Origin of the sequence: Aliiglaciecola sp. 3_MG-2023 (genome assembly GCF_030548205.1) — a bacterium.
Taxonomy (GTDB): domain Bacteria; phylum Pseudomonadota; class Gammaproteobacteria; order Enterobacterales; family Alteromonadaceae; genus Aliiglaciecola.
The window spans coordinates 43,214-67,333 of record NZ_JAUORV010000007.1 but is presented as its reverse complement, the minus strand read 5'-3'; the positions used below and the strand labels follow the sequence as shown (position 1 = coordinate 67,333).

Sequence of the window (24,120 nt, the reverse complement as noted above, 5' to 3'; positions counted from 1 at the left end):
GCACATTAGAAACAAAGCCCGTGAAGGCATATTAACCGTGTATGAGACTGGTGAATAATCACCGTAAAAAAGCTAACCAGATAAAGAGACTGCAATTGTATCTATCAGCTGGCTGGCTATACGATAATGGCAGCTATATTAACGAGGCAGCCGGAAATAATATTTCCGCTCATTCCAAAATTGCTAATAAAATTTATTTGTAATATGCCAGAAAAGGAAATTGGACGTTATTTATACGTAATGAATAACAGAGGTATGTAAATATATACCTTATGAGCCAAGCATATAATTATAACAGGTAACAAAGTGAAAATACTTACTGTATAACATGTACTTAGAGTTAATTTTTGCTTATGAGTATAATAGGTTGTTGATATAAATATAGGCCGCAGAAATAACGTTATCGTATTTTACTCCCCCACATAAATAAACTAGTGCCATAAATTTGAATAAAACACGTATTTCAACTGAGACTTAAAAGCATGACAACATTATACCAAGACTTTACCAATGACCTTATTGCTGCACGTCAAACAGCGCGACTTATTGAAGTGCAAAAAAAGCATATTGAACAACTAAAAAAGGAGAATGAAATCTTCTCCGAATTTGAAACTTATCGCAAAATCTATGATGCAGAATTATCCAATTACAATTTGACAAATATAATAGTTATCGATGCAAATGCTGGCGAAAAAGCTCAAATTTTGAATGCTATTTATCATTTAATTAGCAGCAGTTTAAAAGCGAAGAAGACCATTGATAGCTTGTTAAAATTGGTGGTTAGTTTCTCTACGATGGGACTTGCCGACTTAGTTGCTGAGAATGTAACTAGTCAGATATCTGATTTGATTGATACGGTCGTAGATAAATTTTCTGAAGATATTTCTGAAAAATCAGTGAGCATGGCGCTCGATAAAGTCGAAGATGTTAGCAATAATATCGCTGACTTAGCTAATAAAAGGCATCAATTAGGTAGCGAGTTATATCTAAGTAATGAAGCCCAAAAATGCTTGCTTGAATTAGCCACCAACATAAGTCAAGAACATACTCCGCATCAAGCCATACAATTCACTATGAAATTGATAACATCACTTGGATTAGATGCCCCTAAACTAATTGTTATCAACAACCCATATCATTTGGATTCGGCATCTTTATCACTGTGCTCTTTGCTGTTTTCTTATGCAAAAGATCTAAATCAAAAAAGTGAGAGCACTAACATATCTGTCGTCTTTAATTATACGGACCGTCAACCATACGACATGTCGCCGATTGCACAAAGCGCTGACAAAGACGATTCTACAAGATACACAACATTGACACGGTTGCGTCACATGGTGCAGCGTTATGGCATGTTGGAAAAGCCGGGATCCAACATTCCTAAACCAGCGATTAAAGCCTCTACCTTTGTTGGTCGTAAAGAAGAATTAGAACAATTATCTCAGTCGTATTTTGATTTCGTTAAAGAATGTACAGAAAAAACTAAGGGAACCAAAGAAAGTCTATGGACAATGATAAAAGGCGAACCAGGTACTGGTAAAACAGCGCTAATTAATAAACATATTGAAAACATCACAAACCCTAAAGACTCACTTTTAAGCAGTCAAATCCGTTTACGACTATTAAACCAAATAGGACATAATTCTGAAGTGACGGGGTTGGCCTCTCTATTGCAATTCATACAATCAGAAGCAATCCGATTAACCCATTATTATCAAACCAAGCAAAACTTTGTGGTACAAGCGATAAATGATAAAAAGATAGTAATTAAAAATGCTAAAGATGACGCTGAGCATGCTGTGGGTGGGGGATATAGCTCTAGAAAAAGCACTATAAAAAATGCTGTTAAATTTATTGCTGATTGTGCAGGTTTTGGGACTATGCACGACGCAACAAGTTCAGCATTTGATGCCCTTACCTTGGATAAAAGCCAGTTTCAAACTATGAATGTACTGGATACAGACAATAAGGAAGATAAAAAGCAAGAGCAGTTTGAACAACTGAATATTGCACTTATGCATTTATCGAATATTTCAGAAGCTGTTAACCCTGGGGCGAAAGCAGTTCCCCTTTTACTGTTTATTGATGATCTTCAATGGATAGATGAATTATCGGCCGAATACATACTCAACCAATTATTGCCTAAGTTTTCAGTACAACTTCTGATAACAGCAAGAAAGTCTGATAGCGAGACAAGTTTTAAGTTGGCCAAACAAGATGAAAATCTGTCTCCACATAAACTAAAACTATTCGAAATTGCTAATCTGTTTAGCACTCCAAGCAACAAAAAATCTCAAAACAAAAATAGTTCAACAGAACTTAATAATATCAAGCTAACTGAACAACTTAATCTCAGAGGCATGGATAAAACCACTTTAGCCTCATTAATAAGCACAGTTTATCAAAATACCACGCAGTATAGTGCTGATATAATAGCTAGCGCCCTTATCGAAGCGTTAACAGAAGAGCAAATATCAGAACAAACGCAGGTGGTTACGCTGTTTGCTGTCGAAGCGCTGAACGTCGTCAGCGATGACGCCTTCTATCACCGAAACGCCGATGTTGCTCGTTTGATTATTCAGAATGAGAAAGGCATGTTTAGAATTAATACTGAAACAGAACAAAGTCTTTCACATATTGTAGAGCGAGTTTTCAAACTGTTACGTGAAGCGCACCAAGATGCGTTTAATCATGACAGTTTCCAAAATGAAACTACTAGAAATTTTACCCTGTCCTCATACGCAGTAATGGAAGAGCGTTTATTTATTATTCACCAATATTTTGCTGAATATGGCGACGCCGCTACATTTAGCCTACAGCTAGGGGCACTAATTGGCGCGCCTTTTGATAGTAGTTTAGTGAGTGAGTTAATTACAAAACTCAGTACCGTAGATATATCAAAATACCCAACTATGTCACCAATAAAAACCTTCTTAAACCAACAAAGTGGACAAACGCTTACTTACGAGCATCTTGAAATATTGGATGAAGTTTTTGAGATACTCAGACGCCTGCAGCAAGGCCAAAACATGCACCAATATCGCCACGGATTGTTTGCCCTATTTTTGCGACAACAAGCAAAACATACACTTGATAAGGTATTAAACTATAGACAGAACAGTCATACGTTCAATGCATTTGTAGCGCTTTGTCAGGACGTTTTAAATGAGAAAATCGATAAATTTTTGGAGCTCAAACAGCCTACTAAAGCACAATTCGAAGTCCAATTATACTTGAAAAATTCCTTAAATCGTTTATTAGAATTTGCTTATGATATTGATGCTCAATATTGGGGGAAACCGTTTTGCAGTAGTTTACGAACACTTGCATCTACCTACAACCTAACAGGGCAGAGCGAAAATGCTATTAGTCTTGGGGAGGACGCAGTAACTATTGCTGAATATTGTTATACAGAAAATCCATCCCTCTGGAGCGGTGAGTATTGTAGTACTTTGCATACCCTTGCACTCTTTTACGGTAAAATTGAACAAAATGATGAAGCGATTCGACTAAATACTAAATCAAATAACATACAAGAAGAACTTTACACTGCCACCGATGAAAATTGGCGAGGTTATTGTAAAAGCTTAAACAATCTTGCAAGTCAATACGCTTTAGTTGGTCAAGAAGATGAGGCTCTCAAACTTATTGAGAAAGCGTTATTGATTGTTGAACCTAAATATAGTAAAGATCCCGATCAACGGGCTGGCATTTACAGTTTATTATTGAACACTTGTGCAGGAATCTATAATGAGATGGAGCGGCATAGAGAGTCGATTCGTGTTGGAAAAAAGGCATTGCTCATTCGAAAAAAACTGTATGGAATAAATCCTGATATATGGGCGGAATACTACAGCGATAGTTTGGTTAATCTTGCGGATAGTTATCGCCAAATAGACAATTTGTCAAAGTGCAATGAATTGCAAGAAGTGGCACTAGACATTCGTAAAAAATTGTATATTAAAAACCCTGAAATTTGGGCCGACCTATACGTTAATGGCCTTATTAATCGTTCAGGACTGCATTATACGAGGGGTGAAATGTATGATGCTATTCATTTAAATGTAAAAGCACTGCAAATTGTAGAGCCCAACTATAGTAAAAACGCTGGATATTGGATAAATATTTACATCTCACTCCTTAATAATCTTGCTTCATATTATGATAAATCTGACAAAGTTATAGACGCGATCAACATAGGAAAAAGAGCGTTGATAATACTGACGCAACGCTTCAGTCTCAATCCGTATCGTTGGGAAAAACAATATTTAACTAGTTTAATAAATGTTGCAACGTTTTACATGAATGCGAGCAATTACGAAGATGCAATTAAAATTGGCGAAATTGCACTACCTATCAGCAAACGACTCTATAATGAAAACGATACACTATCTGTAATTAACTACAGTGCAACTCTTAATAACCTTGCAGAAAGCTATATACAAGTCGAAGATCGCAATATTGATGCTATTTTATTTAATAAGAAAGCTCTTGCAATTCGAAAAAAAGGCTTCTCCAATAATCCTAGCCTCTGGGCTGAAGACTATAGCATTAGTCTGAATAATCTCGGCTTTTGCTATGTACAATCAGGCATTGAGACAGAACAGGCTAAAAACCTTTTTCAGCAATCATTAAATATTAGAGAAGATGGTTTCAGAAAGGATCCAGATTTCTGGGTAAATTATTATTACGGTAGTCTAATTAGTCTCAGTTTCATTAGCATGAAATTAAAGTATTTTGAAGTAGCAATTAACCTTGGCAAAAGAGCTCGAAATATACTTAAACCTTACTTTGAACTAGCACCTGAACAATGGGGGGAGAGCTATTACAATAGTCTCACTCATCTTATCCAAACCTGGCAGCAAATAGAAAATGTAAATGAAACTATTCGGTATATGGGAGAATCTTTAGTTGTTTTGGAAAAACTCTACACGTCAAGGCCTGAAGTATGGGGCCTCGAATTTTGGTCTGTGATGATGACAATTCCTGATAGTTTTATCGAATCTACAAATATGATAGAGGGGACTGAAGTTTTGAGGCGGGCGTTAATCATTGCAGAGACAGCTTATTATAAAGAGCCAATTGTTTGGGCTCAACGATATATGGGTCTCAAGAAAAAACTGGCTAAAACAAACAAAAAATAATGTATAAAATTTATTTAGAATAAAGTGAACGATTTGTGTCTAATTTTATTCGCTATATACCAGTCCCTTAATCCCAATATTGGAAAGTCATTGTAATTAGATAAGCTTGCAACTGGCACTTGAAAATTAATTCCCATCAAACGTTGACAAAATCAATAGAGTATGATTCCACATTGACTTTTCACCTCAATTAGTGTAAGATGCTCGCCGTTGTCAACAGACACGTTATTTAACTAACTCACTTTTATTCACATGAAATAGCCCTTCGGGCAAAGAAATAAAACGGTAGCTATTTTGCTAATTAGTTTGGCTACTAACTTTCAATCCTAAAATAATTTTTTTGTTTAATTGTTATCGATCATTCCACTACGTCGAGGGTTTTTTATGTGCTTAATTAGTCAATCTCTAGAGCTTGCTACTTTCATTTCTGCAACAACAATCAGTGATGCTATATCGGTAGCAGAGCTTAATGCAAAGCTACCTGAACATATTCGTGGTAAAGGTACTCCCGACAGCCAAATGAGAAATATTAGGAATAAGCTAAAGCCTCTCATTGATGGTGGCCACATATGCCGTGTTGAGGGGGGCCGCGCTGCAAGGTTTTATAAGAAACCCCACTTAAATACTCTGGACCTAAAACGTCTGACGCAATTGAGTGCAAATGAGGATGGAAGAGTCAATAAAGCTTCATCAGAGCGCTTAAATGACTTTGAGCTACAAGAGAGGCTGATTGGATTAAGCGCCGATGTGGTTGACCGTTTAGACAAAGGGCTAATGGAGCGTGTAAATACTATTAAAGATGCGATCCAGCATAAACGTAAATTAGTTTTCTCTTATATTAAGGGAAAGCAAGGCACTAGTGAGCGCATTGTAGAGCCCATAGGCATTATTAAAGACGGTAGACATACTGTCATGATCGCATTTAATAAACACGGTGAAAAAAGGGCTTACACGGTAATGAAGATGCTTGATTTATGCAAAAAGCATGACGAAAAGCATTTTCATGTTTTGTCTCAAAGTGACGCCATAGGTATTCTACAAAGTGGGATTGAAGAGCACTTTATTAGCGATAATAAAGAGCATATTGTTTTGGAGTTGTCTTCTAAAGCAGTGGATCTTTACCGCGAGGAAAGACCGCGTTTTTGTGAGGACTGGCAGTTTGAAAATACTGACTCTTCATTCCGAAAGGCTCGTGTATCCTTTAATCGCCGCCTAAGTGTTAAATTTATAGAAGATTTAATGTCTCTTGGCAACCACGTTAACATCATAGGTTCAGAACGCCTCATCCATGAGTACCGTGAAAACCAACTCGATTTAAATCGAGTTGGTTAACTGAACAAGCCTTGACTAATAAATGAATTTTTCAGTTATTACTTTTACAATATCCCTCAGTTCTAGCTTTTCTACCAAATAATCAGGCATACCCTCACCACCTCTTGCTGATACAAAAATCGACGCAGCTAAGCTACAAGTAGAATCCGAATCTCCAGAATGACAGGCACTCATTACCAATAATTGTTCGAATGTTTCGGCATGAAGAGCGCAGTATAAAGCCATTGCCAATGTCTCATCAGCACACCAACCTTGTCCGTAAGCAGATACACAGTTAACACCTTCGTAAAAATCGTTATTAAGTAGCTCGATGACGTGTTCAATATGGCTCTTTTGAATATCAAAACTAAAAGACAATATATTCGCCAGGTTACTTATCATTAACTCTCTAGTCATTGCCATGGAGTACATTAATGTGCTTTTACTAGGACCTCGTTGTAAATTAAAAAAGAGCAGGGTTGCAATAGCTGCCGCTGTTAATTTTGCGATAGGATGTCCATGAGTGATTTGCGCCACTTTGAATCCTAAGTCAAAACTTGCCAACGCTTTTTGATGACAACTTAAAGAACATGAACTAGAAGATTGAGCTGCATACACCATTGCTATCGGCAGGTTTTTAATGGTCACGCCTGAGCCTTTACTAAAGTTGTATGCACTCTGTGAGGGATATTCCATATCTTTCAGTGCACTTATGCAAGTATCGCCTGGTTCAACTCGCTGGTTTAATTCAGGATGAGACACTAATCCAGCTTCAGTATCAATTTTTTCACAAAATACGCTGACTTCATTCTGCGTGTATAGCCAGCGCTGATATGCGCGAGCCACTTCAAGGACTATCGTGTCGTTTATCAGTTGGTAATCATTAACGTTTTGTTTGTTAGTGTATTTAGAATAAATAATACCTTCTGCGGTAAATAGGTTTAATTGCGTGTCGTCGCTGGTTTTACCTAAAAATGTTAATTGTCCGTCATAATTGTATAGGTGGAGTCCCGACTGTTTGATTTTTTGATCACTAAAAAACTCCATCGGCAATCCAAATGCATCACCTATTGCTGCCGCTAACATTGCACGCTCAAAATTCAAAAGCATTGGAGTCGAAGCTTGTGAAATAGCTTTGTTGTCACTTTTTATTGCAATATTTTGCATAGTTACCTCATAAATTTGATTGATATATTTGGCGTATTTACACGTAGTTTCTATTTGAAAATAAGATTGCTGAAATTGGGTTTAGTCCGATTTTTTTGTTGTGAAGAGTAGTTCATAAGATGGCGAAAAGCCTCTTCTAGATAATTATCAATGTTAGAAAAATCATCGACAGATAAACTCAGAACACCTATATAAGGCAGCATCCAAGTAGGCTCAAATTCTCGCTTGATAGAAAACTCGTTAAAAAGATTGGCGATTAATTGTTGTGAAAAGCTTTTAGGTGATTGTTGATTGATTTTTTGCGGCAGTACAAAATATCGTTGAATGTCTTTGGAGCCAATTTCGTTGGCCTGGTTACCTCTATTAACGTTAATTAATACCGTATTTAGGTCTATCTCAATTTGAGACGCATTTGACGAATATCCGAAGATAAATATCCACACTTCTTCGTGATCATTAGGATTGCTAAACACTTTTATTTGATGATTATCACACTCTAGTTTAGCGACACTTTGGATGGTTGTTTCTGCATCATGCTCTAACCTATGTTTAGCTCTAATGAACACTACACAATCTTCACCATAAAGGCTATTTGGCCAAGGGGATTTACGTGCGAGTTCAATTTCGCCCAAATACTGCCTTACTAACACCTCTAAAATCACTTGGTCATCAAACTCATCTATCCGCGCCGAACCAACAACCAGCTTTTTCATAAACTCAATACGGTCACTAAAAGCAACCTTAATTGGTTTACAAGGCGAACTGATGTCTACCAAAAACGAATGACTTTTGGCTCGCATCAATATGTTGTAAATAGCCTGGTTGATATCCTGCTGCATATACACTCCAAGGTTTGATAAAAAACGTGTTGATAGAATTAGCCGAATACAAAAATGTATTTGTTCAATTCAGTAATTTGAATATACAGCTCGAAGCAGAATAAAAATTTCCGTCAACTAAAATGCTTATATCTCCTAATTATTTTCTTGATGGAAAGATCTATTCCGTCTGCGTCAGTATATTTACTGCCATCAACTACGGTTGAATTCATTAACTTCAAAGAGTTTTGGCTTCAACAGTTTTTAGTCATCGTGTTTTTAAAAAAGATATTTTGGTTTGTCTAATAAAGGAAAATTAAATGAATAAACTCGTTTTGTTAAGCTCTATCGCAACTTTATCATTCGCATTGTCTGGTTGTTTTAGTGACAGTCAAGATACTGATGGTGATGGAAAAATATCCGCAAGCGAAGCATTTCCAGCGTATGCAGAAATGTTAAGAACTGATGGTGTGGGTAACTTTCACGACTTTGTTGCGCCTTCAACTGCTGATTTTCTGAAGAGCCACATAGCTGATGAAACAAATACCTCAGATGGTTTTTCTGAAGACAGCATTTTTGCTTTTAAGATGCTGCTTGGGAGCGAAGAGCTATTCTGCTCTAACTACACGATTTTAGAAGAAACAATCTACAACAATGTAGCTAGGATCAAAGTGGAGTTGAAACAAAAAGTTATGGAAGACCAAGAATGGGCTGATTATTGTAGTATTAGAGTGGGCCCAGTTCAGCGCCATACATTTCATTTGCAATATGATTCAGAAACAAAAAAATGGGTTATTCCCACTCAAGGTTAAACCTTGAGTGTTAAGCATTGGCTTCGCCTGCTAGAAAGCTCAGACATAGATCTCTAGCCAGAGATCAACTTAGCGTGCTCAAATCTAGGTTTTAATGTGAAATGGGGATTAGTGGTGTTAATTTGCATCCACCCCTGATCTATTTGATCAAATTCATATACGGGTGACAGTGACAACAGTGTGTTAAAACTCAAGTTCAAGGTTTACGATGATTACAACAAGCTTTCCAGATGAACAGTTGCTTCTAGATGAAGATCTACCCAGTATCGTTACAAATCTTACAGGCTATCCACTTGGTAATTCCGTAAACTTGGAACTTGACGATACTGGGTGTGCAAGTAACTACTCAGGTTGTCAGGATATGATGTGGTCAGCAGATTGGACTGAAGGTTACTATTATTGATTACCTATTGTAATTGCGTTTAGAACATGACCATTAGTGCAACTCGATTAAGACGACCCTAGCGGGAAACCTAGTTATTTTATAAGGTTGTTTTAGCGCTTGTAAAATCAGGTTTTCGAAGGGCTTCAAAGGGGAACTTAATTAATTGCCACAAAAGAAAAAGAGAATAATTCTGATTATTCTAGTAACAGGCATTGATACCTGCCTATGGTTTTGATTTAAAACCTATTTTAGTTTAGTTTTTAGCAATTATGGTTATTTATATTAAGTAGGTTCTTAATAACGAGAAGCACAACACAAAGAGGACACAATTATGGGGCAAATAATTATTGCTATCTGGGTCGTTAACTTAGCATTGGCAGATTTTTTTATCAATGTATGGATTTCTGATGCAAGCAGATACATCGGAAAAAACTTAATATTCGCAGAGTGGTATGGTATCGGTAGTTTTTTCATGAGCATATCTCGCACTATGGAATCATTTGGAGCAGACTTTACTGTGTCATTTATTCTAACACTAATGACTATAGTAATGATGGGCAGTAAAACTCTTGATGATATTGATAATGAGATAAATTGAATTAATCTGACATTTCTTCTTGAAAAGTAGAGAGTGGGCTCAGTTCAGTACCGTACATTTCATTTGCAATATGATTCAGAAACAAAAAAATGGGTTATTCCTACTCAATAATGCAAGGAATTATTAGCAATAATATAGTTCATATATCCTTTTAAAATAGAGAGTTACCAGATAAAAGTATGGATATCGAATCCAACTTAAACAAAAAGGTAACTCTCACGTTACAAACTAACAATCCTGAAGTTATACACAGTCGGTTTGCTTAATTTTGCTGAAGAACTAGGTAACAACACACAAATCTGTATGGTCATATCATGGGACAACTTTTATCGATACAAAGAAGCCCGTGCGGAAGGCAATGTTGAAGCTTTGCTCAATCAAAACCGCCGGGCTCCTAATTAAAAATAGAGTCAATGAAGCGATTGAATTGGCGGTAGTGAATACGCAGCAGAATATCTCACTCATGGTCAAAGTAGAACGAGCTTAGAAAGCTAAGGATGATGTGTTTATTGTGTGAAGGGTATGTCATGGGGACACTTGACCACACTCTCCCAAAAAATGTCTTTCTTGAGCTCTCGCTATTATCAGAAAATTTCGTTTAGATTTAGTATTCATTTAAAGACCTCAAAGAACTTTAAATTAAATATAGCTGTCAATCGAGGTCGTGACTTTCATAATGGCAGCAATGGATATTTATTGCCTAAATACGATCCTTGTTACTAGGAACACGCTATTTAATCTATGTTGCATAAGAGAAAAACGTGACTATGTACTTTCAAATTCCTTTGTTGAGGAGCTGCTGAGTTCATAGGCTTTTTAAATAATAAAATCTTGTTGTTTTCTGCTTAAGCCCTCACAAATTAGTGCAACTTGTAACACTGTTTAATTCAAACAAAAATTAAACAAAGATACTGGCTTCTTCATCAAACAGACTAAGTAAAATCCCCTCCCCTCTAGAGTATGCAATTACTATTACCCCATCAACAACTGCACACTGTTAAAGAATGACTTCTGCCAAACGGTCCAATTCTTAGCAAAACAGTAGTCATTTTTTAAAATTGCTATTTTTTGGTCAAAACATAAATTTACATAGTCAAAATAACTAACAAACTCATTCCTACATTTTATGAAAATCACTAACCAATTGATTATAAACAAAAATAATTTTTGGCATTTCCTTTGCTCTATGTACTGTGAATCACAATCGCTACACCAAACTAAGACCAAAGGAAAAAAAACAATGAATACATTAACTAAATCAATCGCAATTTCAGTTTTAGCCATCAGCTCAATTGGACTAGCAAATGCTGCAAATGTAATAGTCCCTACCGATAATTCTATTACAACCAAATTATGTGTTGCCGCGACTAAAGGCAGCAAAGCTAAATTATCCAAAGCAATTAACGACTCGCGTTTAAGCAAACGTTTCGTTGTTGAAAATGTTAAATGCAATGAGCTTGATCTGGTTAATTTCGTTGAACAATTCGGTGAAAACCCAGAAAAAATGAATAGCTTTTTGACCAGCGGAAAATACAACAAGGCGGGTACCATTGCCAGCTTGTAAAAAGGATGGGAATTTAACCCTATCTCGCCGTAAAAACACACAAATGAAGACGCTTTTTAGCGTCTTTTTTTATGCTTGAATCATCCCTCAATAGTCTTTAAGAGAATATCTTCCGATATTCTAGACTGATTTAAACCCTGTAAATTGCGTCTACATAATTGACCAAACTAAGGGTTATTACTAATAGCGTAATCACACTATAGTGGTAAAGTCTGAGAATAATTAATGCTCAACATACAACACGACATTGATATTGAATAAACCTAGGAAGTTGATAAATGCGGATAGGCATTCTTACTGGCGGTGGTGATTGTCAGGGTTTAAATGCTGCAATACGAGCTGTAGCGAAATCATTAATGCTAAACAATAATGCTGAAATTATAGGTATTGAAGATGGTTTTGATGGTTTATTGAAACGTCATGTTCGTCAACTTAGCTATGCAGATTGCAGTGGGATCCTTCCCCTAGGTGGTACGATTTTGGGCACTAGCAATAAAGCCAATCCTTTTGATTATCAAGGCAGAGACTGCTCGGCAGATGTGATGTCTTATTATCATGAGCTAGGTTTAGACGCAGTGGTGATGATTGGGGGGGATGGCACTATGTCCATTGCCTATGAGCTGTCTAAGCTGGGGATGAATATTGTTGGTGTGCCTAAAACCATTGATAACGATTTAATGTGTACTGAGCGCACGTTTGGCTTTCAAACTGCCGTTTCAATTGTCACCGAAGCCATCGACAGACTGCGTACAACAGGTCACTCACATAAACGCATTATGATCCTTGAAACCATGGGCCGCTACGCAGGCTGGATAGCACTGCATGCAGGTGTCGCCGGTGGTGCAGATGTCATTTTGATCCCCGAGTTTCCATACGATCTTGATGAAATAGTGAAGGCATGTGAATTACGGGCCAGTGAGCAACACTACTCAATCATTGTTGTTGCTGAAGGTGCTAAGCCTAAAAATGGTGCTATGGCGGTGCAAGAAACGATTTCAGATAGCCCAGACCCAATTCGCCTGGGGGGCATTTCAGATGTATTAAAGGGGCAGTTGGAAACGCGCCTAAAAGGTGAAGTTAGAGCGACCGCTTTAGGGCATATTCAACGCGGTGGCTCTCCCACTGCAAATGACAGAATTTTTGCAACAAACGTTGGTGCATTCGCCGCCAAGCTCGTCGCTGAAAAATTATATGGTCGAGTGGTAGTTCAACAGAAAAATCAATTGACCAGCGTACTTTTAGAGCAAGTTGCAAATCAAACTAGAGGGGTCGCTAAAGATAACATTACTTTACAAAGTGCACTTTGTTTAGGCATCAGTTTTGGCGTTGAAAACTTAAAAGCAACCACAGGTTTCTAAATTTTAATTAACGTAAAAGTAGGCATTTTTAAGATAGTTTGAAACAAGCTATATCAAGGGTAAATATACTTGGTAATCGCTAAGTAGCATCGGTAAAAAATTATTTTCTTCTAGACTAAGGCAGATCGTTAATGTCAAGAATGGAACCCGCCAATACGGTATCAGAATCGAAGCAGCGCGCCCCCAAGCAATTTGGCGTGGTGAGTGCCGTGCGTGGAAGTATTGTAGAAATTAAATTCGAACATAAACCACCAGCTATCCATACTATTATTTATGCTATAAATCGCACTATCGCCTTAGAAGTACTAACCCAATTACCTGGCAACAAGGTTCGTACTATCGCCCTTACTCCTACCCAAGGATTAGCCAGAGGAATGCAAGCTGAAGACTCAGGTCAGCCTCTAACTGTTCCCATTGGCAAACAAAATATATCGCGCATGTTTAATGTGTTCGGCAAGCCCATAGATGGTAAAAGCTTTGATCATCAATGCCAGCGCCGCAGTGTCCACCAAGCTCCTCCCCCTTTGTCCAAACTTTCTAGCCAGTTACAAATTTTTGAAACTGGAATCAAAATTGTTGATGTTTTGTGTCCCCTTGAACGAGGGGGGAAGGCCGGATTGTTTGGCGGGGCTGGTGTGGGTAAAACCGTACTATTAACAGAAATGATCCACAATATGGTAAGCCATCAACAAGGGGTAAGTATATTTTGTGGGATTGGTGAGCGTTGCCGCGAAGGAGAAGAGCTCTACCGGGAAATGAAAGAAGCTGGCGTATTAGATAACATGGTCATGTTATTCGGACAGATGAACGAACCACCGGGCAGTCGCTTTCGTATCGGTCATAGTGCACTAACCATGGCAGAATACTTTCGTGATGATGAGCATAAAGATGTGCTGCTATTAATCGACAACATTTTTCGCTTTATTCAAGCTGGTTCAGAAGTCTCAGGGTTAATGGGGCAAATGCCCTCTCGAATGGGATACCAACCCACCTTAGGAACCGAATTATCCGGTTTAGAAGAACGTATAGCAAACACGCAAAATGGCGCTATTACCTCTATTCAAGCAGTATACGTCCCCGCTGACGACTTTACTGATCCTGCAGCCACACACACATTCTCCCATCTGTCAGCCACCTTAGTACTTTCACGCAAACGGGCCAGTGAAGGCCTATACCCTTCAATCGACCCACTGCAATCCAGCTCCAGCTTGGCCACAGCCAATATTGTGGGTGAGCGACATTACAAAATAGCCCAAGAAGTGAGAGAGATCCTAGCCCAGTATGATGAATTAAAAGACATTATAGCAATGCTTGGATTAGAACAGCTTGCCAATAAGGATCGTAAAATTGTTATCCGAGCTCGCCGTTTAGAACGTTTTTTTACCCAGCCCTTTTTCACTACAGAACAATTTACTGGAATGAAGGGGAAATTTGTAAGCCTAGAAAATGCCCTCAGTGGCTGCGAGCAAATTTTACAGGGTAGTTTTGATGAGTATCCAGAAAGCGCGCTCTACATGATTGGTGACATCAATGAAGCATCAGAATCCAAAACCAATAATGTTGAGCCAGAGCAACAGGAAAATCACCATGCTAGTTAAAATTTTACTCCCCAACCAGGTCTTTTTGGAATTACGCGATGTGGTCAGTGTGGTTATAGAAACACCAGAAGGCAGCTTCGGGATATTAGCGAATCGGCTTGATTGTGTGACACCCGTTGTCCCTGGAATTTTAACCTATCAAAACTCAGCTGATCAGCATTCCTATATTGCGGTTGACGAAGGGATGCTAGTTAAAACTGGCAAGCAACTTCTCATATCAGTGCGCAGAGCTGTCGTTGGGAGTTCTTTAGAGCAATTACACCAAACAGTGGAACAAGAGTTTTTAAAGGCGGATCAGGAACAGTTGGAATTGCGAAGTGTATTAGCCAAATTGGAAACCACTTTCTTAAAACAGTTTTCATCTATATCGAAAGATTGATTAACCATGAGTAAAACTGGCGTTAAACAGCAACCCCAAAAACAAACAAGGCACTCTTTAGTAAAACAAGTTGAATCAAAAGCACAACTAAAATTAAGGGCTAAACGCCGTTCATCCCCCGGTGTATGGTTTGGTTTGGGGATGATGGGAATGATTGGTTGGTCGGTGGCGGTCCCCACTTTTCTTGGTGTGATTTTAGGGATTTGGATAGACAACAACTTCGACAATCAACGTTCTTGGACCCTAGCGTTATTACTCGCAGGTTTAGCCATTGGTTGTTTTACGGCTTGGGGCTGGGTAAGCAAAGAACACCGCGCAATTGGTGATGACAGTGCTCACCCAAAAAATAACGCTATTTCAGAAGAGGAGGACAAACCATGATAGAACACTACAGTATGTTATTTGCCTTAGTTGCAGGTGTCATTTTAGGTAGTAGTTTTTTTTACAGCTTATGGTTTACGGTACAAAAAGGACTGCAATCGCCCCACCCTGAACGCTGGTTCATTGGCGGATTTGTATTGCGTATGAGCATAACCCTGGTTGGCTTTTACTTTATTTCAAATCAACAGTTTTGGCTGCTGATTTTATGTCTGCTAGGTTTCTTAATTGGTCGAGTTATTATCAATAGAGTATTGGCCGTTAGTGGAAAACCAGAGCCTGCATGATCACAAGACAAAACTAAACCAACGATTTTCAAACTGATAAGAAGTAACTGAAAAAAGGTTAGAACAATGCATATTACACCCGATGAAATCATCTATTGGCAATTTGGTTTTTTAAAACTCAATGCCACTATCGTTTTTACTTGGTTGATAATGTTCATTTTAGTACTTTGCGCTTACCTCATTACCCGCAATTTAAATAGTCAATTGCGACCGAGTCGCTGGCAAAATGGTTTAGAAGTCTTGGTGGTGACTATTATCCAACAAATAAACCAAGCAGGTTTGCGTAACCCCGCAAAATACATAGGTTTTTTAGGTACCTTATTTTTATTTATTGCGATGGCTAATTTACTCACAATATTTCCAAATTATGAGCCCCCAACCGGTTCTTTATCCACCACAATTGCACTGTCACTCTGTGTGTTTATTTCAGTTCCTTTTTACGGAATAAAACAACAAGGCTTGATGAAATATTTGCGCTCATATGCTCAACCCAACTTTTTTATGCTGCCGTTTAATATTATAGGTGAGCTTTCTCGTACTTTAGCGTTATCCGTACGCTTATTTGGGAATATGATGAGTGGAAGCATGATCTTGGCAATTTTACTCGTAATATCGCCTTTTGTGTTCCCTATCGTTATGTCTTTATTAGGGTTATTAACCGGCATGGTACAAGCCTATATCTTCTTTATTCTGGCAGCTGTGTATATTGCCGCAGCCACAGCCGAAGACCAGCAAAACTCGCAACAACACACTTCAATATCCGTTTCTGTACAGGAGAAAAATAATGGATAACCTCACCCTAATTGCAATTTGTTCGATCATAACTGCAGGACTGACGATTGGTATAGGGGTACTTGGCCCTTCATTAGCGGAAGGGTCTGCTATCGCAAATGCATTAAAAGCCCTCGCTCAACAACCCGATGCCTCATCAACCATAACGCGAACATTGTTTGTAGGTTTAGCGATGATTGAATCAACGGCTATTTATTGTTTTGTGGTTTCCATGATTGTGCTGTTTAGTAATCCATTTTGGAACTATTTTGTCGATAAAGCAGGAAGTTAAAAATGCCAATTGATTGGTTTACCCTAGTAGCTCAAACCCTTAACTTTTTAATTTTGCTGTGGTTGTTGAAACGCTTTTTGTATCACCCAATTATTGCAGGTTTGAACAAACGAGAAATCAAAATAGCGCAAATTTTGAATGATGCGAATAGCAAAAATGAGAAAGCCAAGGCCCTGCAATCAGAGTATCAAGTTAAATTAAGTCAAATTGAAGATCAACGCCGGGAAATTATCAATAAAGCCCACCAAGAAGCCAAAGTTAAAGGTCAAGAATTGCTGAATATGGTGCAACAACAAGGAGCTGAAATTCTGGAAACTCGCTTGCATGGAATTGAACAAGAAATACAAGCTTTACAGCACCAAATTGTGCAAAGAAGCATGCAGGAGGTCTTTGCCACCAGTCAAAAAGTACTCCATGATCTTGCTGATACTCAGTTACAAACCTTAATGTTCAACAAATTGATAGGACAACTTAACAGCTTGAATACTGAACAACACAACGAGATAAATAGAGCGGTGAATTCGAATACACCGCAAATATACATTCACAGCTCCTTCGAACTAACTTCATCACAAAAAGACTCTTTGCAACAATGGTTTCATCGAACCTATACAAAAAAAGTTGATGCAAAAGATACGCTTAGAGAACTTCAGTTTACCTACAAGATTACGCCAGAATTAATTTGTGGCATCGAAGTTGTTTTTGATGGTTGGAAGGTTCCTTGGAGCACACAAAGTTACCTAGACTCAATGCAAACAAATCTTCTGCAGCAACAACCTAAACTCACTTCAGAGCATATTATCAAAGCAACCCAGTTAGAAAGTTCAGACACACCGCAATCAAGTATCGGTTAAATTAACTAAAGCGCAGAAACAAAAATGAAACAGGAACCGCAAGCAAGTTTAAAACAACAGTATGATTTACTGTTTGATCAGCTGAATCAGTCCAATGCTCACGGAAAGATCAACTGCTTACTGGAAGAAGTCGGAATTGTTAACAGCGTATCCCCAGGAATAGCCTCGGTGACCGGGCTACCGGGTGTTGGCTTTGAAGAATTGGTGCTTTTCCCAAACAATATTTACGGTATTGCATTTAATTTAGATGAAGACGAAGTCGGCGTGGTACTGCTAGGAGACTATTGTCAGTTAAGCGTAGGGGATCAAGTGAAACGGACTGGGCGGGTAATGGACATTGTCGTGGGCGAACACTTATTAGGCCGTGTTATCGACCCACTTGGCCACGCTATGGACAACAAAGGTCAGCTTTCACAAACTCCGCGTTTACCCATAGAGCGTCCCGCTCCAGAGATCATGTCACGGTTACCAGTGACCGAGCCGTTACAAACGGGAATTAAAGTGTTAGATGCCCTACTGCCCGTAGGCCGGGGACAACGGGAACTCATTATGGGCGACCGTCAAACTGGCAAAACGTCAATTGCCATTGATACTATTCTTAACCAGCATGGCAAAAATGTCATATGTATCTACTGCGCTATCGCCCAGAAATCCTCATCCATTGCGAAAACTATCGCCACTCTAAAGCAACATAATGCCCTTGAATACACAATTGTTATGGCAACAGAAGGTAGTGATCCTCCCGGCTTAGATTATATTGCTCCCTACGCTGCAACCAGTATTGGCGAATACTTCATGCACGCAGGCAAGGATGTCCTTATCGTTTATGATGATTTAACCCGTCACGCTCGTTCCTACCGGGAGCTATCCTTATTGCTTCGCCGCCCTCCGGGAAGAGAAGCCTTTCCAGGTGACATTTTTTATTTGCACTCACGTTTACTGGAGCGTTCAACTCATTTAAACGAAGAAAATGGCGGAGGCTCGCTTACGGCCTTACCTATTATTGAGACGGAAGAACAAAATATGTCTGCCTACATACCCACTAACTTAATTTCAATTACCGATGGGCAAATCTATTTATCGCCTAAATTATTTGATTTAGGAATATTACCGGCTGTTGATGTGGGAAAATCCGTTTCCAGAGTGGGAGGAAAAGCCCAACATGCTGGTTTTAAAGCGGTTTCAGGCACATTGAAATTAGAATATGCGCAATTTGAAGAATTAGAATCATTTGCGCGCTTTGGTGCCCGTTTGGATGAAAGTAGCCTAGCAACGATAGAGCATGGAAAGCGCATTAGAGCATGTCTGAAACAACCAGAATCCTCGCCCCTATCAGTATCAGCACAAATTCTTGTACTCTTAGCCCTTACACATCATTTCTTTGATGGAATTCCACTAGCGTCTCTTCAACAGGCGCAAGATGCCGTGCTAGACGGGTTAGTTACCCTTAATCAGGATATTCAAAGCAAATTAACATTAGCGCAACCCCTCAAGGAAGATGAACTAGGACTTATTTTTTCTATGTTCAAACAGGTTTTAACACCTTTACAAAGAGATTCCGAGACTGACGCTAACCACAAAGCGGTTAACGGCGAATCATGATATGAGTGAATCGAATAGTGATTTACAACGTAAAATTGTGAGTGCAACTGATTTAAAGTCAGTGGTAAGAACCATGAAAGCTATGGCAGCTGCAAACATCAACCAATATGAAAATGCCGTCCTTTCACTGGATGATTACTATCGAACCGTGCAATTAGGATTGACAGCATATTTTATCAATACCGATAAAAGTGATTACCCAACAACTGATAGAATCTCAAAATCAGCAGCTCACAAGTCTCAAATAGGCATTATTGTCATCGGCTCAGACCAAGGATTAGTCGGCCAATTCAACGATATTTTAGTCAATTTTCTAAACGAAAAGCGCAAGGACTTTGCTGCAACTCAGGTAATTTTGACCGCTGGAGAACGGGTACGGTCTTTACTCGAAGGAGAAAAAGCCTTACTAGGAAGACATTTTTCACTCCCCAACTCAATAGACAGTATTACCTCATTTGTAGCAGAGATTTTACTGGAAGTTGAAGAGCTTCAGACAAACAAACACTTGAAAGAAGTTTATTTGTTTTTTAATCGTACCTTAGACAAACCAAATTACGGGCCATGCTATCAACGGATTTTGCCTTTTGACCACGCATGGAAACACGAATTTGTTTCCCGACCTTGGCCTACCAGATGCCTCCCCCAACTTCTAGTTGAACCTGCAACAACCGTTAGCAAACTAATAAGAGAATACATATTCACCTCAATTTTTAGAGGATGCATTGAATCACTCGCAAGCGAAAATGCAAGTCGCCTTATCGCCATGCAACGGGCTGAAAAAAATATAGAAGAGCTACAAGAACAAATGCAAAAGTCATTTAATAAACTTAGACAAAGTGCCATTGATGAAGAACTTGCTGATTTGGTTAATGGTTTTGAAGCGCTTTCTTCTCCAGAAAAAATAAAAACACAGTGAACAGCGGTTAAATAATGCTATTTACAAAAGATATTCGACTAAACTCTTTGTTCATCAAGTTTGATCGACATCAAATAGTCAATTAATAATCGGTGTATGGTCGAAACCTATCATCTTGATTCTTTAATGGAGATTACTATGCAAGCACCGCAAAAAATTCTAGTTGTAATCAGTGGTAAACGTAAACAGCACGAGGCATTGCTTCGAGCTTTAAAATTTGCCGAGTTGAATAATGAGGTGCATATCCACCTTTTGAATGTAATTTACGAGCCAATTTTAGAGCTAACCGACGTACTTTCAAGCGACCATCGCAAAGAAATGAAGAAACAATATGTTGCAGACCGTTATCTTTATCTCAATAGCATTGCTGAAGATCTAGAGAAAAAGAATATTCGTTGCACCACTCATGTTGAATGGTGTCGCGAGGTGTATGAAGGTATAGAAGATGCTGTTGAGAGAATTCAACCGGATCTGGTTATTAAACGTATTACCGCAGACTCCATGAGCATTAATCCCTTTGCCATGCCAATCGACAGGCACTTACTACGGTATTGTAAAGCCCCCTTGTTGCTGGTAAAACATTCAAGTTGGACAAACGCACCTATCTTAGCAGCGGTTGATGTGTTAGCCAAAGACGAAAAACATGTGGCGTTGAATCAAGATATCTTAGAATCAGCAAAACTGTTTGCTCAGATAAGTGACAGTGAAATACACACCGTCAGTGCTTATATGGTGCATAACATGAGTGCTGCCATCGATTTCCCTACCATAAATTTAGAAAAACTCAGTGCCAACAGTGCTCAATTTCACAGTGATAAACTCGATAGTATGGAAAAAGACCATGACATCAACATGGCCAAAAAACACGTTGTAGCTGGCATGCCTGAAAAAGTCATCCCGAATGTTGTTAAACAAATAGATGCAGAATTGGTGATTTTAGGCACAGTAGCACGAAAAGGCATTTCGGCAGCTTTTTTAGGAAATACGGCTGAGTCCATTTTGGCTGAACTCAACTGCGAGGTGCTGGCATTGAACTTAGACGAGAGTGACTCAGAAAAAGTATAGTTCCTGAAGCCAAACTCCATTATTAATTAGCCAATAAAAGTTGGGTTACAACGCCGTAAAATGCGCGGTAACCTCTACTTTTAGCTTAGGTTATTTCTGTTCAAGCAACGAAAATACGGTTTTGGCAATATCTGTATTGTTGCTTAGCCCTACAAAGGATTCGCTATGGCTGCCAAATGCAAATACTGGCACGTCTACCGCCGTATGAGCGCCTGATGTCCAACCGGTAAGAGTGCGTGCATCAATAATATGTTTGATATTGACGTAAAGCGATTTTTTTACGGCGTCAGCCGATGCATCTGCGTAAGGATTTCCCTCGCTGGTTGAAGACGGGTTATCTTCGGCAATATTTTTGCTGCTGTTTAACAGCGCAAGCTCAGATTTAGTTAACTTAAAGTTTAGTAACTCAGCAGCAAGTTCTGGCGTAATATCAGTGTGTAACAGTTGCTCAGCAATGTAACTAGGTGAATGCTTCATGGTACGCAAAATTTCAGGGTTCCACTGATACTTTCCATTGGCTCCTAAGGTCATACCGCCTGTACTGTGGTCAGCCGTTACCACAACTAAGGTATCAGGATGCTGAGCAACATAGTCTTCGAGCATTTCCAGAGTGCTGGCAAGATCTTGCATTTCTCCCATAGCAGCTGCGATATCGTTGCTGTGACCGCCCCAATCAACCTGGCTTGCCTCTACCAACATAAAAAATCCCTTATCACTTTCAAGTTGATTCAACGCAGTTGATGTCATCGTTTTTAAACGATTAGGATCACTGTCGTCCAAGGCCCATGGCAAACCAACATCAGCAAACAAGCCAAATAACGGCTTGTCTTGTTGAACCGTCTCTAAATCGGCATAATCATCAATATATTGATAACCCAGTTCCTTAAACTCACTGACTAAGTCTCTGTCTTCACGTAAAAAGAATTTCCAGCCCCCTCCTAGCACTACATCATACATCTGGTAATTTTCGACATAACTATCGGCAATTTCATCGTAGTTTCCACGGGCAACATTATGGGACATAAAGCCTGCAGGTGTAGCATGATTTACCTGACTGGTGACTACCACGCCAGTTTTCTTACCTAGACGCTTTGATACTTCTAACACTGTGGTAACTGGTTGTTTGTTAACATCCATTGCAATGGCACCGTTGTAAGTCTTCACCCCGGCAGATAACGCAGTAGCACCGGCCGCAGAATCTGTAACATATCCTGAAACTGAGGCTGGATAAGTACTACTCATGCCCACTAAAGTGCGGTCAAAAACCGTTTGTTCCATTCCCGCAGTATTAGGATCATCGTGAAAATATCGATATGCACTAATATAGGCTGGCCCCATGCCATCCCCCACGACCATAATAATATTTTTAGGTTTTTCTGGAACCAAAGTGGTTTGATTTGTCTGTTGTTGATCATTGCATCCAAAAAGCACTAGTGACAACGAGAGCAATCCAAATTTACATTTCATACTGAGCCTATTTTTTAATGATGGTTAAGATTTAAACTACTATTTCCATGAACGGATAGCGTGTCCGCGAAAAGCGTAAAAGAAAATATATAAATAACATGGTAAACCAATCCAATAAGCAGATTGTAAATCTCCAATTTCGTGGGAGATTTTACCAAATAATAAAGGTAAAATTGCACCACCAGAGATACCCATAATTAGTAACGCTGAGCCTTGAGCCGAGTAATTCCCTAACCCTTTTAACGCTAAAGGCCATACAGACGGCCACACCAAAGCGTGAGCTAGGCCCATTAATGCCACAAAAGTGATGGTGTTAGGAATAACTGGTATACCAGACCATCCCCACAGTACGTCGGCAATACCTGTAGATTGAGTAGAAGAAAATACAATACCCAAGATACACAAACAGCCGGCAATGCCTGAAGCTACTAACGCGTTTTCTTGAGAGACAAATCGCGGAATACATGTAACGCCAACCAGATAACCAATGACCATAAACACCATGGTAAATGAGGTTAAACCTGCAAAGTTACTTACTCCTAATACGGAACCGTAAAGACCAATGGTATCCGCTGCAATCACTTCTACCCCTACGTAGAAAAACAACGCAATTGCGCCTAACACTGTATGAGGAAAATGAAAAATGGATGTTTTGCTGCCACTTTCTTCAGAATCACTGTTAGTCGATTTTATTTCAGGCAACGCAGAGAACTTCACTAAGGCAATCAAAACGGCCAGCGCGATGGCCATTAACACATATGGCACGATTAGATTATGTGATAATTCCATTAAACGCTGATTTTTTGCTACCTCAGACAGACCGCTAAGAGCATCTTCTGAGTAATTTCCCATGTCTGATAATATTAAAGACGTAAATAGAATAGGAACTAAAACGCCGGCACTTTTGTTAATTAACCCCATGATGCTGATGCGCATTGCAGCACTTTCAACCGGTCCTAAATATACAATGTAAGGATTTGAAGCGGTTTGTAATATGGTTAAACCTGCAGCTAATACAAACAAGGCAATGAGAAAAAAGGCATAGTTTGCAGTAATAGCTGCGGGTATATGAAGTAAAGCGCCAACCGCCATAATGCCAAGCCCTAGCGCCATACCGTTTCGATAGCCAGTCTTTTTAAGAATGATGGACATGGGTAACGCCATCACCGTGTAAGCGATATAAAATGAAAAGGTCACAAACAAAGCTTCAAACTCATTTAGTTCACAGACTAATTGAAGAAATGGAATTAATGAGCCGTTAAGCCAAGTAACGAAACCAAAAATAAAAAACAAGATACCAACAACGATCATTGGAACAAAGGTACTGGTTTTATTGGTTGTTAGAGTTTGCATA

21 protein-coding genes are annotated in these 24,120 nt (G+C 39.0%); 17 read left to right on the top strand and 4 right to left on the bottom strand.

The window, feature by feature from the left end; all coding sequences use genetic code 11:
* Window positions 1-482: 482 nt before the first annotated feature.
* Together Q4574_RS09680 and Q4574_RS09675 are read left to right on the top strand one after the other, a co-directional pair.
* Window positions 483-5,144: a tetratricopeptide repeat protein gene (locus Q4574_RS09680; RefSeq protein ID WP_303473866.1), complete on the top strand. Its 4,662-nt coding sequence runs from the start codon at window positions 483-485 to the stop codon at window positions 5,142-5,144.
* 384 nt (window positions 5,145-5,528) lie between these two features.
* Window positions 5,529-6,476, top strand: coding sequence for a WYL domain-containing protein (locus Q4574_RS09675; RefSeq protein ID WP_303473865.1), 948 nt, complete (start codon window positions 5,529-5,531; stop codon window positions 6,474-6,476).
* Window positions 6,477-6,491: 15 nt separating this feature from the next.
* On the opposite strand, the gene Q4574_RS09670 is transcribed toward Q4574_RS09675, so the two are convergent.
* Together Q4574_RS09670 and Q4574_RS09665 are read right to left on the bottom strand one after the other, a co-directional pair.
* Window positions 6,492-7,622 (bottom strand): ADP-ribosylglycohydrolase family protein, encoded by a 1,131-nt coding sequence (locus Q4574_RS09670; RefSeq protein WP_303473864.1) that lies wholly within the window; start codon window positions 7,620-7,622, stop codon window positions 6,492-6,494.
* Window positions 7,623-7,672: 50 nt separating this feature from the next.
* Complete coding sequence (locus Q4574_RS09665) at window positions 7,673-8,461, bottom strand: hypothetical protein (protein WP_303473863.1); 789 nt, start codon at window positions 8,459-8,461, stop codon at window positions 7,673-7,675.
* Window positions 8,462-8,760: 299 nt separating this feature from the next.
* On the opposite strand from Q4574_RS09665, the gene Q4574_RS09660 reads away from it, so the two are divergent.
* The 15 genes from Q4574_RS09660 (at window position 8,761) to uspE (ending at window position 21,299) form a co-directional block, all read left to right on the top strand.
* Window positions 8,761-9,252 carry a hypothetical protein gene (locus Q4574_RS09660; RefSeq protein ID WP_303473862.1) on the top strand — a complete coding sequence of 164 codons (492 nt, stop codon included), beginning with the start codon at window positions 8,761-8,763 and terminating at the stop codon, window positions 9,250-9,252.
* A 208-nt stretch (window positions 9,253-9,460) separates the two neighbouring features.
* Window positions 9,461-9,655, top strand: coding sequence for a hypothetical protein (locus Q4574_RS09655; RefSeq protein WP_303473860.1), 195 nt, complete (start codon window positions 9,461-9,463; stop codon window positions 9,653-9,655).
* 313 nt (window positions 9,656-9,968) lie between these two features.
* On the top strand, window positions 9,969-10,235 hold the full coding sequence (locus tag Q4574_RS09650) for a hypothetical protein (RefSeq protein ID WP_303473859.1): 267 nt from the start codon (window positions 9,969-9,971) through the stop codon (window positions 10,233-10,235).
* Window positions 10,236-11,475: 1,240 nt separating this feature from the next.
* Window positions 11,476-11,799 (top strand): DUF3718 domain-containing protein, encoded by a 324-nt coding sequence (locus Q4574_RS09645; protein WP_303473858.1) that lies wholly within the window; start codon window positions 11,476-11,478, stop codon window positions 11,797-11,799.
* Window positions 11,800-12,077: 278 nt separating this feature from the next.
* Complete coding sequence (locus Q4574_RS09640) at window positions 12,078-13,157, top strand: 6-phosphofructokinase (RefSeq protein WP_303473856.1); 1,080 nt, start codon at window positions 12,078-12,080, stop codon at window positions 13,155-13,157.
* A 140-nt stretch (window positions 13,158-13,297) separates the two neighbouring features.
* Window positions 13,298-14,755 (top strand): F0F1 ATP synthase subunit beta, encoded by a 1,458-nt coding sequence (atpD, locus tag Q4574_RS09635; RefSeq protein ID WP_303474064.1) that lies wholly within the window; start codon window positions 13,298-13,300, stop codon window positions 14,753-14,755.
* Window positions 14,745-15,134: a F0F1 ATP synthase subunit epsilon gene (locus Q4574_RS09630; protein WP_303473855.1), complete on the top strand. Its 390-nt coding sequence runs from the start codon at window positions 14,745-14,747 to the stop codon at window positions 15,132-15,134. Before atpD ends, Q4574_RS09630 begins: the two co-directional genes overlap by 11 nt.
* Window positions 15,135-15,140: 6 nt before the next feature.
* Window positions 15,141-15,515, top strand: coding sequence for an AtpZ/AtpI family protein (locus Q4574_RS09625; protein WP_303473854.1), 375 nt, complete (start codon window positions 15,141-15,143; stop codon window positions 15,513-15,515).
* Window positions 15,512-15,799, top strand: a complete 288-nt coding sequence (locus Q4574_RS09620) for an ATP synthase subunit I (protein WP_303473853.1) — start codon at window positions 15,512-15,514, stop codon at window positions 15,797-15,799. Before Q4574_RS09625 ends, Q4574_RS09620 begins: the two co-directional genes overlap by 4 nt.
* Before the next feature lie 66 nt (window positions 15,800-15,865).
* Window positions 15,866-16,591, top strand: a complete 726-nt coding sequence (locus tag Q4574_RS09615) for a F0F1 ATP synthase subunit A (protein ID WP_303473852.1) — start codon at window positions 15,866-15,868, stop codon at window positions 16,589-16,591.
* Window positions 16,584-16,862, top strand: a complete 279-nt coding sequence (locus Q4574_RS09610; protein WP_303473851.1) for a F0F1 ATP synthase subunit C — start codon at window positions 16,584-16,586, stop codon at window positions 16,860-16,862. The genes Q4574_RS09615 and Q4574_RS09610 overlap by 8 nt, the downstream gene beginning before the upstream one ends.
* Before the next feature lie 2 nt (window positions 16,863-16,864).
* Window positions 16,865-17,716: a F0F1 ATP synthase subunit delta gene (locus Q4574_RS09605; protein ID WP_303473850.1), complete on the top strand. Its 852-nt coding sequence runs from the start codon at window positions 16,865-16,867 to the stop codon at window positions 17,714-17,716.
* 24 nt (window positions 17,717-17,740) lie between these two features.
* Window positions 17,741-19,318, top strand: coding sequence for an alternate F1F0 ATPase, F1 subunit alpha (locus tag Q4574_RS09600; RefSeq protein WP_303473849.1), 1,578 nt, complete (start codon window positions 17,741-17,743; stop codon window positions 19,316-19,318).
* Between the two features lies 1 nt (window position 19,319).
* A complete protein-coding gene (locus Q4574_RS09595) occupies window positions 19,320-20,234 on the top strand; it encodes a F0F1 ATP synthase subunit gamma (protein WP_303473848.1) in 915 nt (304 codons plus the stop codon).
* A gap of 138 nt (window positions 20,235-20,372) precedes the next feature.
* Entirely contained in the window at window positions 20,373-21,299 is a 927-nt protein-coding gene (uspE, locus tag Q4574_RS09590) for a universal stress protein UspE (protein ID WP_303473847.1), read from the top strand.
* Between the two features lie 90 nt (window positions 21,300-21,389).
* Here uspE and Q4574_RS09585 read toward each other — a convergent pair whose 3' ends face one another.
* Entirely contained in the window at window positions 21,390-22,766 is a 1,377-nt protein-coding gene (locus Q4574_RS09585; RefSeq protein WP_303473845.1) for an alkaline phosphatase, read from the bottom strand.
* Window positions 22,767-22,805: 39 nt separating this feature from the next.
* Entirely contained in the window at window positions 22,806-24,119 is a 1,314-nt protein-coding gene (locus Q4574_RS09580; RefSeq protein WP_303473844.1) for a sugar MFS transporter, read from the bottom strand.
* Window position 24,120: the final 1 nt, after the last annotated feature.

Bases quoted from the DNA above. Each gene is read 5' to 3' on its own strand.
- Q4574_RS09680 (WP_303473866.1), top strand. From the start codon at position 483: ATGACAACATTATACCAAGACTTTACCAATGACCTTATTGCTGCACGT.
- Q4574_RS09675 (WP_303473865.1), top strand. From the start codon at position 5,529: ATGTGCTTAATTAGTCAATCTCTAGAGCTTGCTACTTTCATTTCTGCA.
- Q4574_RS09670 (WP_303473864.1), bottom strand. From the start codon at position 7,622: ATGCAAAATATTGCAATAAAAAGTGACAACAAAGCTATTTCACAAGCT.
- Q4574_RS09665 (WP_303473863.1), bottom strand. From the start codon at position 8,461: ATGCAGCAGGATATCAACCAGGCTATTTACAACATATTGATGCGAGCC.
- Q4574_RS09660 (WP_303473862.1), top strand. From the start codon at position 8,761: ATGAATAAACTCGTTTTGTTAAGCTCTATCGCAACTTTATCATTCGCA.
- Q4574_RS09655 (WP_303473860.1), top strand. From the start codon at position 9,461: ATGATTACAACAAGCTTTCCAGATGAACAGTTGCTTCTAGATGAAGAT.
- Q4574_RS09650 (WP_303473859.1), top strand. From the start codon at position 9,969: ATGGGGCAAATAATTATTGCTATCTGGGTCGTTAACTTAGCATTGGCA.
- Q4574_RS09645 (WP_303473858.1), top strand. From the start codon at position 11,476: ATGAATACATTAACTAAATCAATCGCAATTTCAGTTTTAGCCATCAGC.
- Q4574_RS09640 (WP_303473856.1), top strand. From the start codon at position 12,078: ATGCGGATAGGCATTCTTACTGGCGGTGGTGATTGTCAGGGTTTAAAT.
- atpD (WP_303474064.1), top strand. From the start codon at position 13,298: ATGGAACCCGCCAATACGGTATCAGAATCGAAGCAGCGCGCCCCCAAG.
- Q4574_RS09630 (WP_303473855.1), top strand. From the start codon at position 14,745: ATGCTAGTTAAAATTTTACTCCCCAACCAGGTCTTTTTGGAATTACGC.
- Q4574_RS09625 (WP_303473854.1), top strand. From the start codon at position 15,141: ATGAGTAAAACTGGCGTTAAACAGCAACCCCAAAAACAAACAAGGCAC.
- Q4574_RS09620 (WP_303473853.1), top strand. From the start codon at position 15,512: ATGATAGAACACTACAGTATGTTATTTGCCTTAGTTGCAGGTGTCATT.
- Q4574_RS09615 (WP_303473852.1), top strand. From the start codon at position 15,866: ATGCATATTACACCCGATGAAATCATCTATTGGCAATTTGGTTTTTTA.
- Q4574_RS09610 (WP_303473851.1), top strand. From the start codon at position 16,584: ATGGATAACCTCACCCTAATTGCAATTTGTTCGATCATAACTGCAGGA.
- Q4574_RS09605 (WP_303473850.1), top strand. From the start codon at position 16,865: ATGCCAATTGATTGGTTTACCCTAGTAGCTCAAACCCTTAACTTTTTA.
- Q4574_RS09600 (WP_303473849.1), top strand. From the start codon at position 17,741: ATGAAACAGGAACCGCAAGCAAGTTTAAAACAACAGTATGATTTACTG.
- Q4574_RS09595 (WP_303473848.1), top strand. From the start codon at position 19,320: ATGAGTGAATCGAATAGTGATTTACAACGTAAAATTGTGAGTGCAACT.
- uspE (WP_303473847.1), top strand. From the start codon at position 20,373: ATGCAAGCACCGCAAAAAATTCTAGTTGTAATCAGTGGTAAACGTAAA.
- Q4574_RS09585 (WP_303473845.1), bottom strand. From the start codon at position 22,766: ATGAAATGTAAATTTGGATTGCTCTCGTTGTCACTAGTGCTTTTTGGA.
- Q4574_RS09580 (WP_303473844.1), bottom strand. From the start codon at position 24,119: ATGCAAACTCTAACAACCAATAAAACCAGTACCTTTGTTCCAATGATC.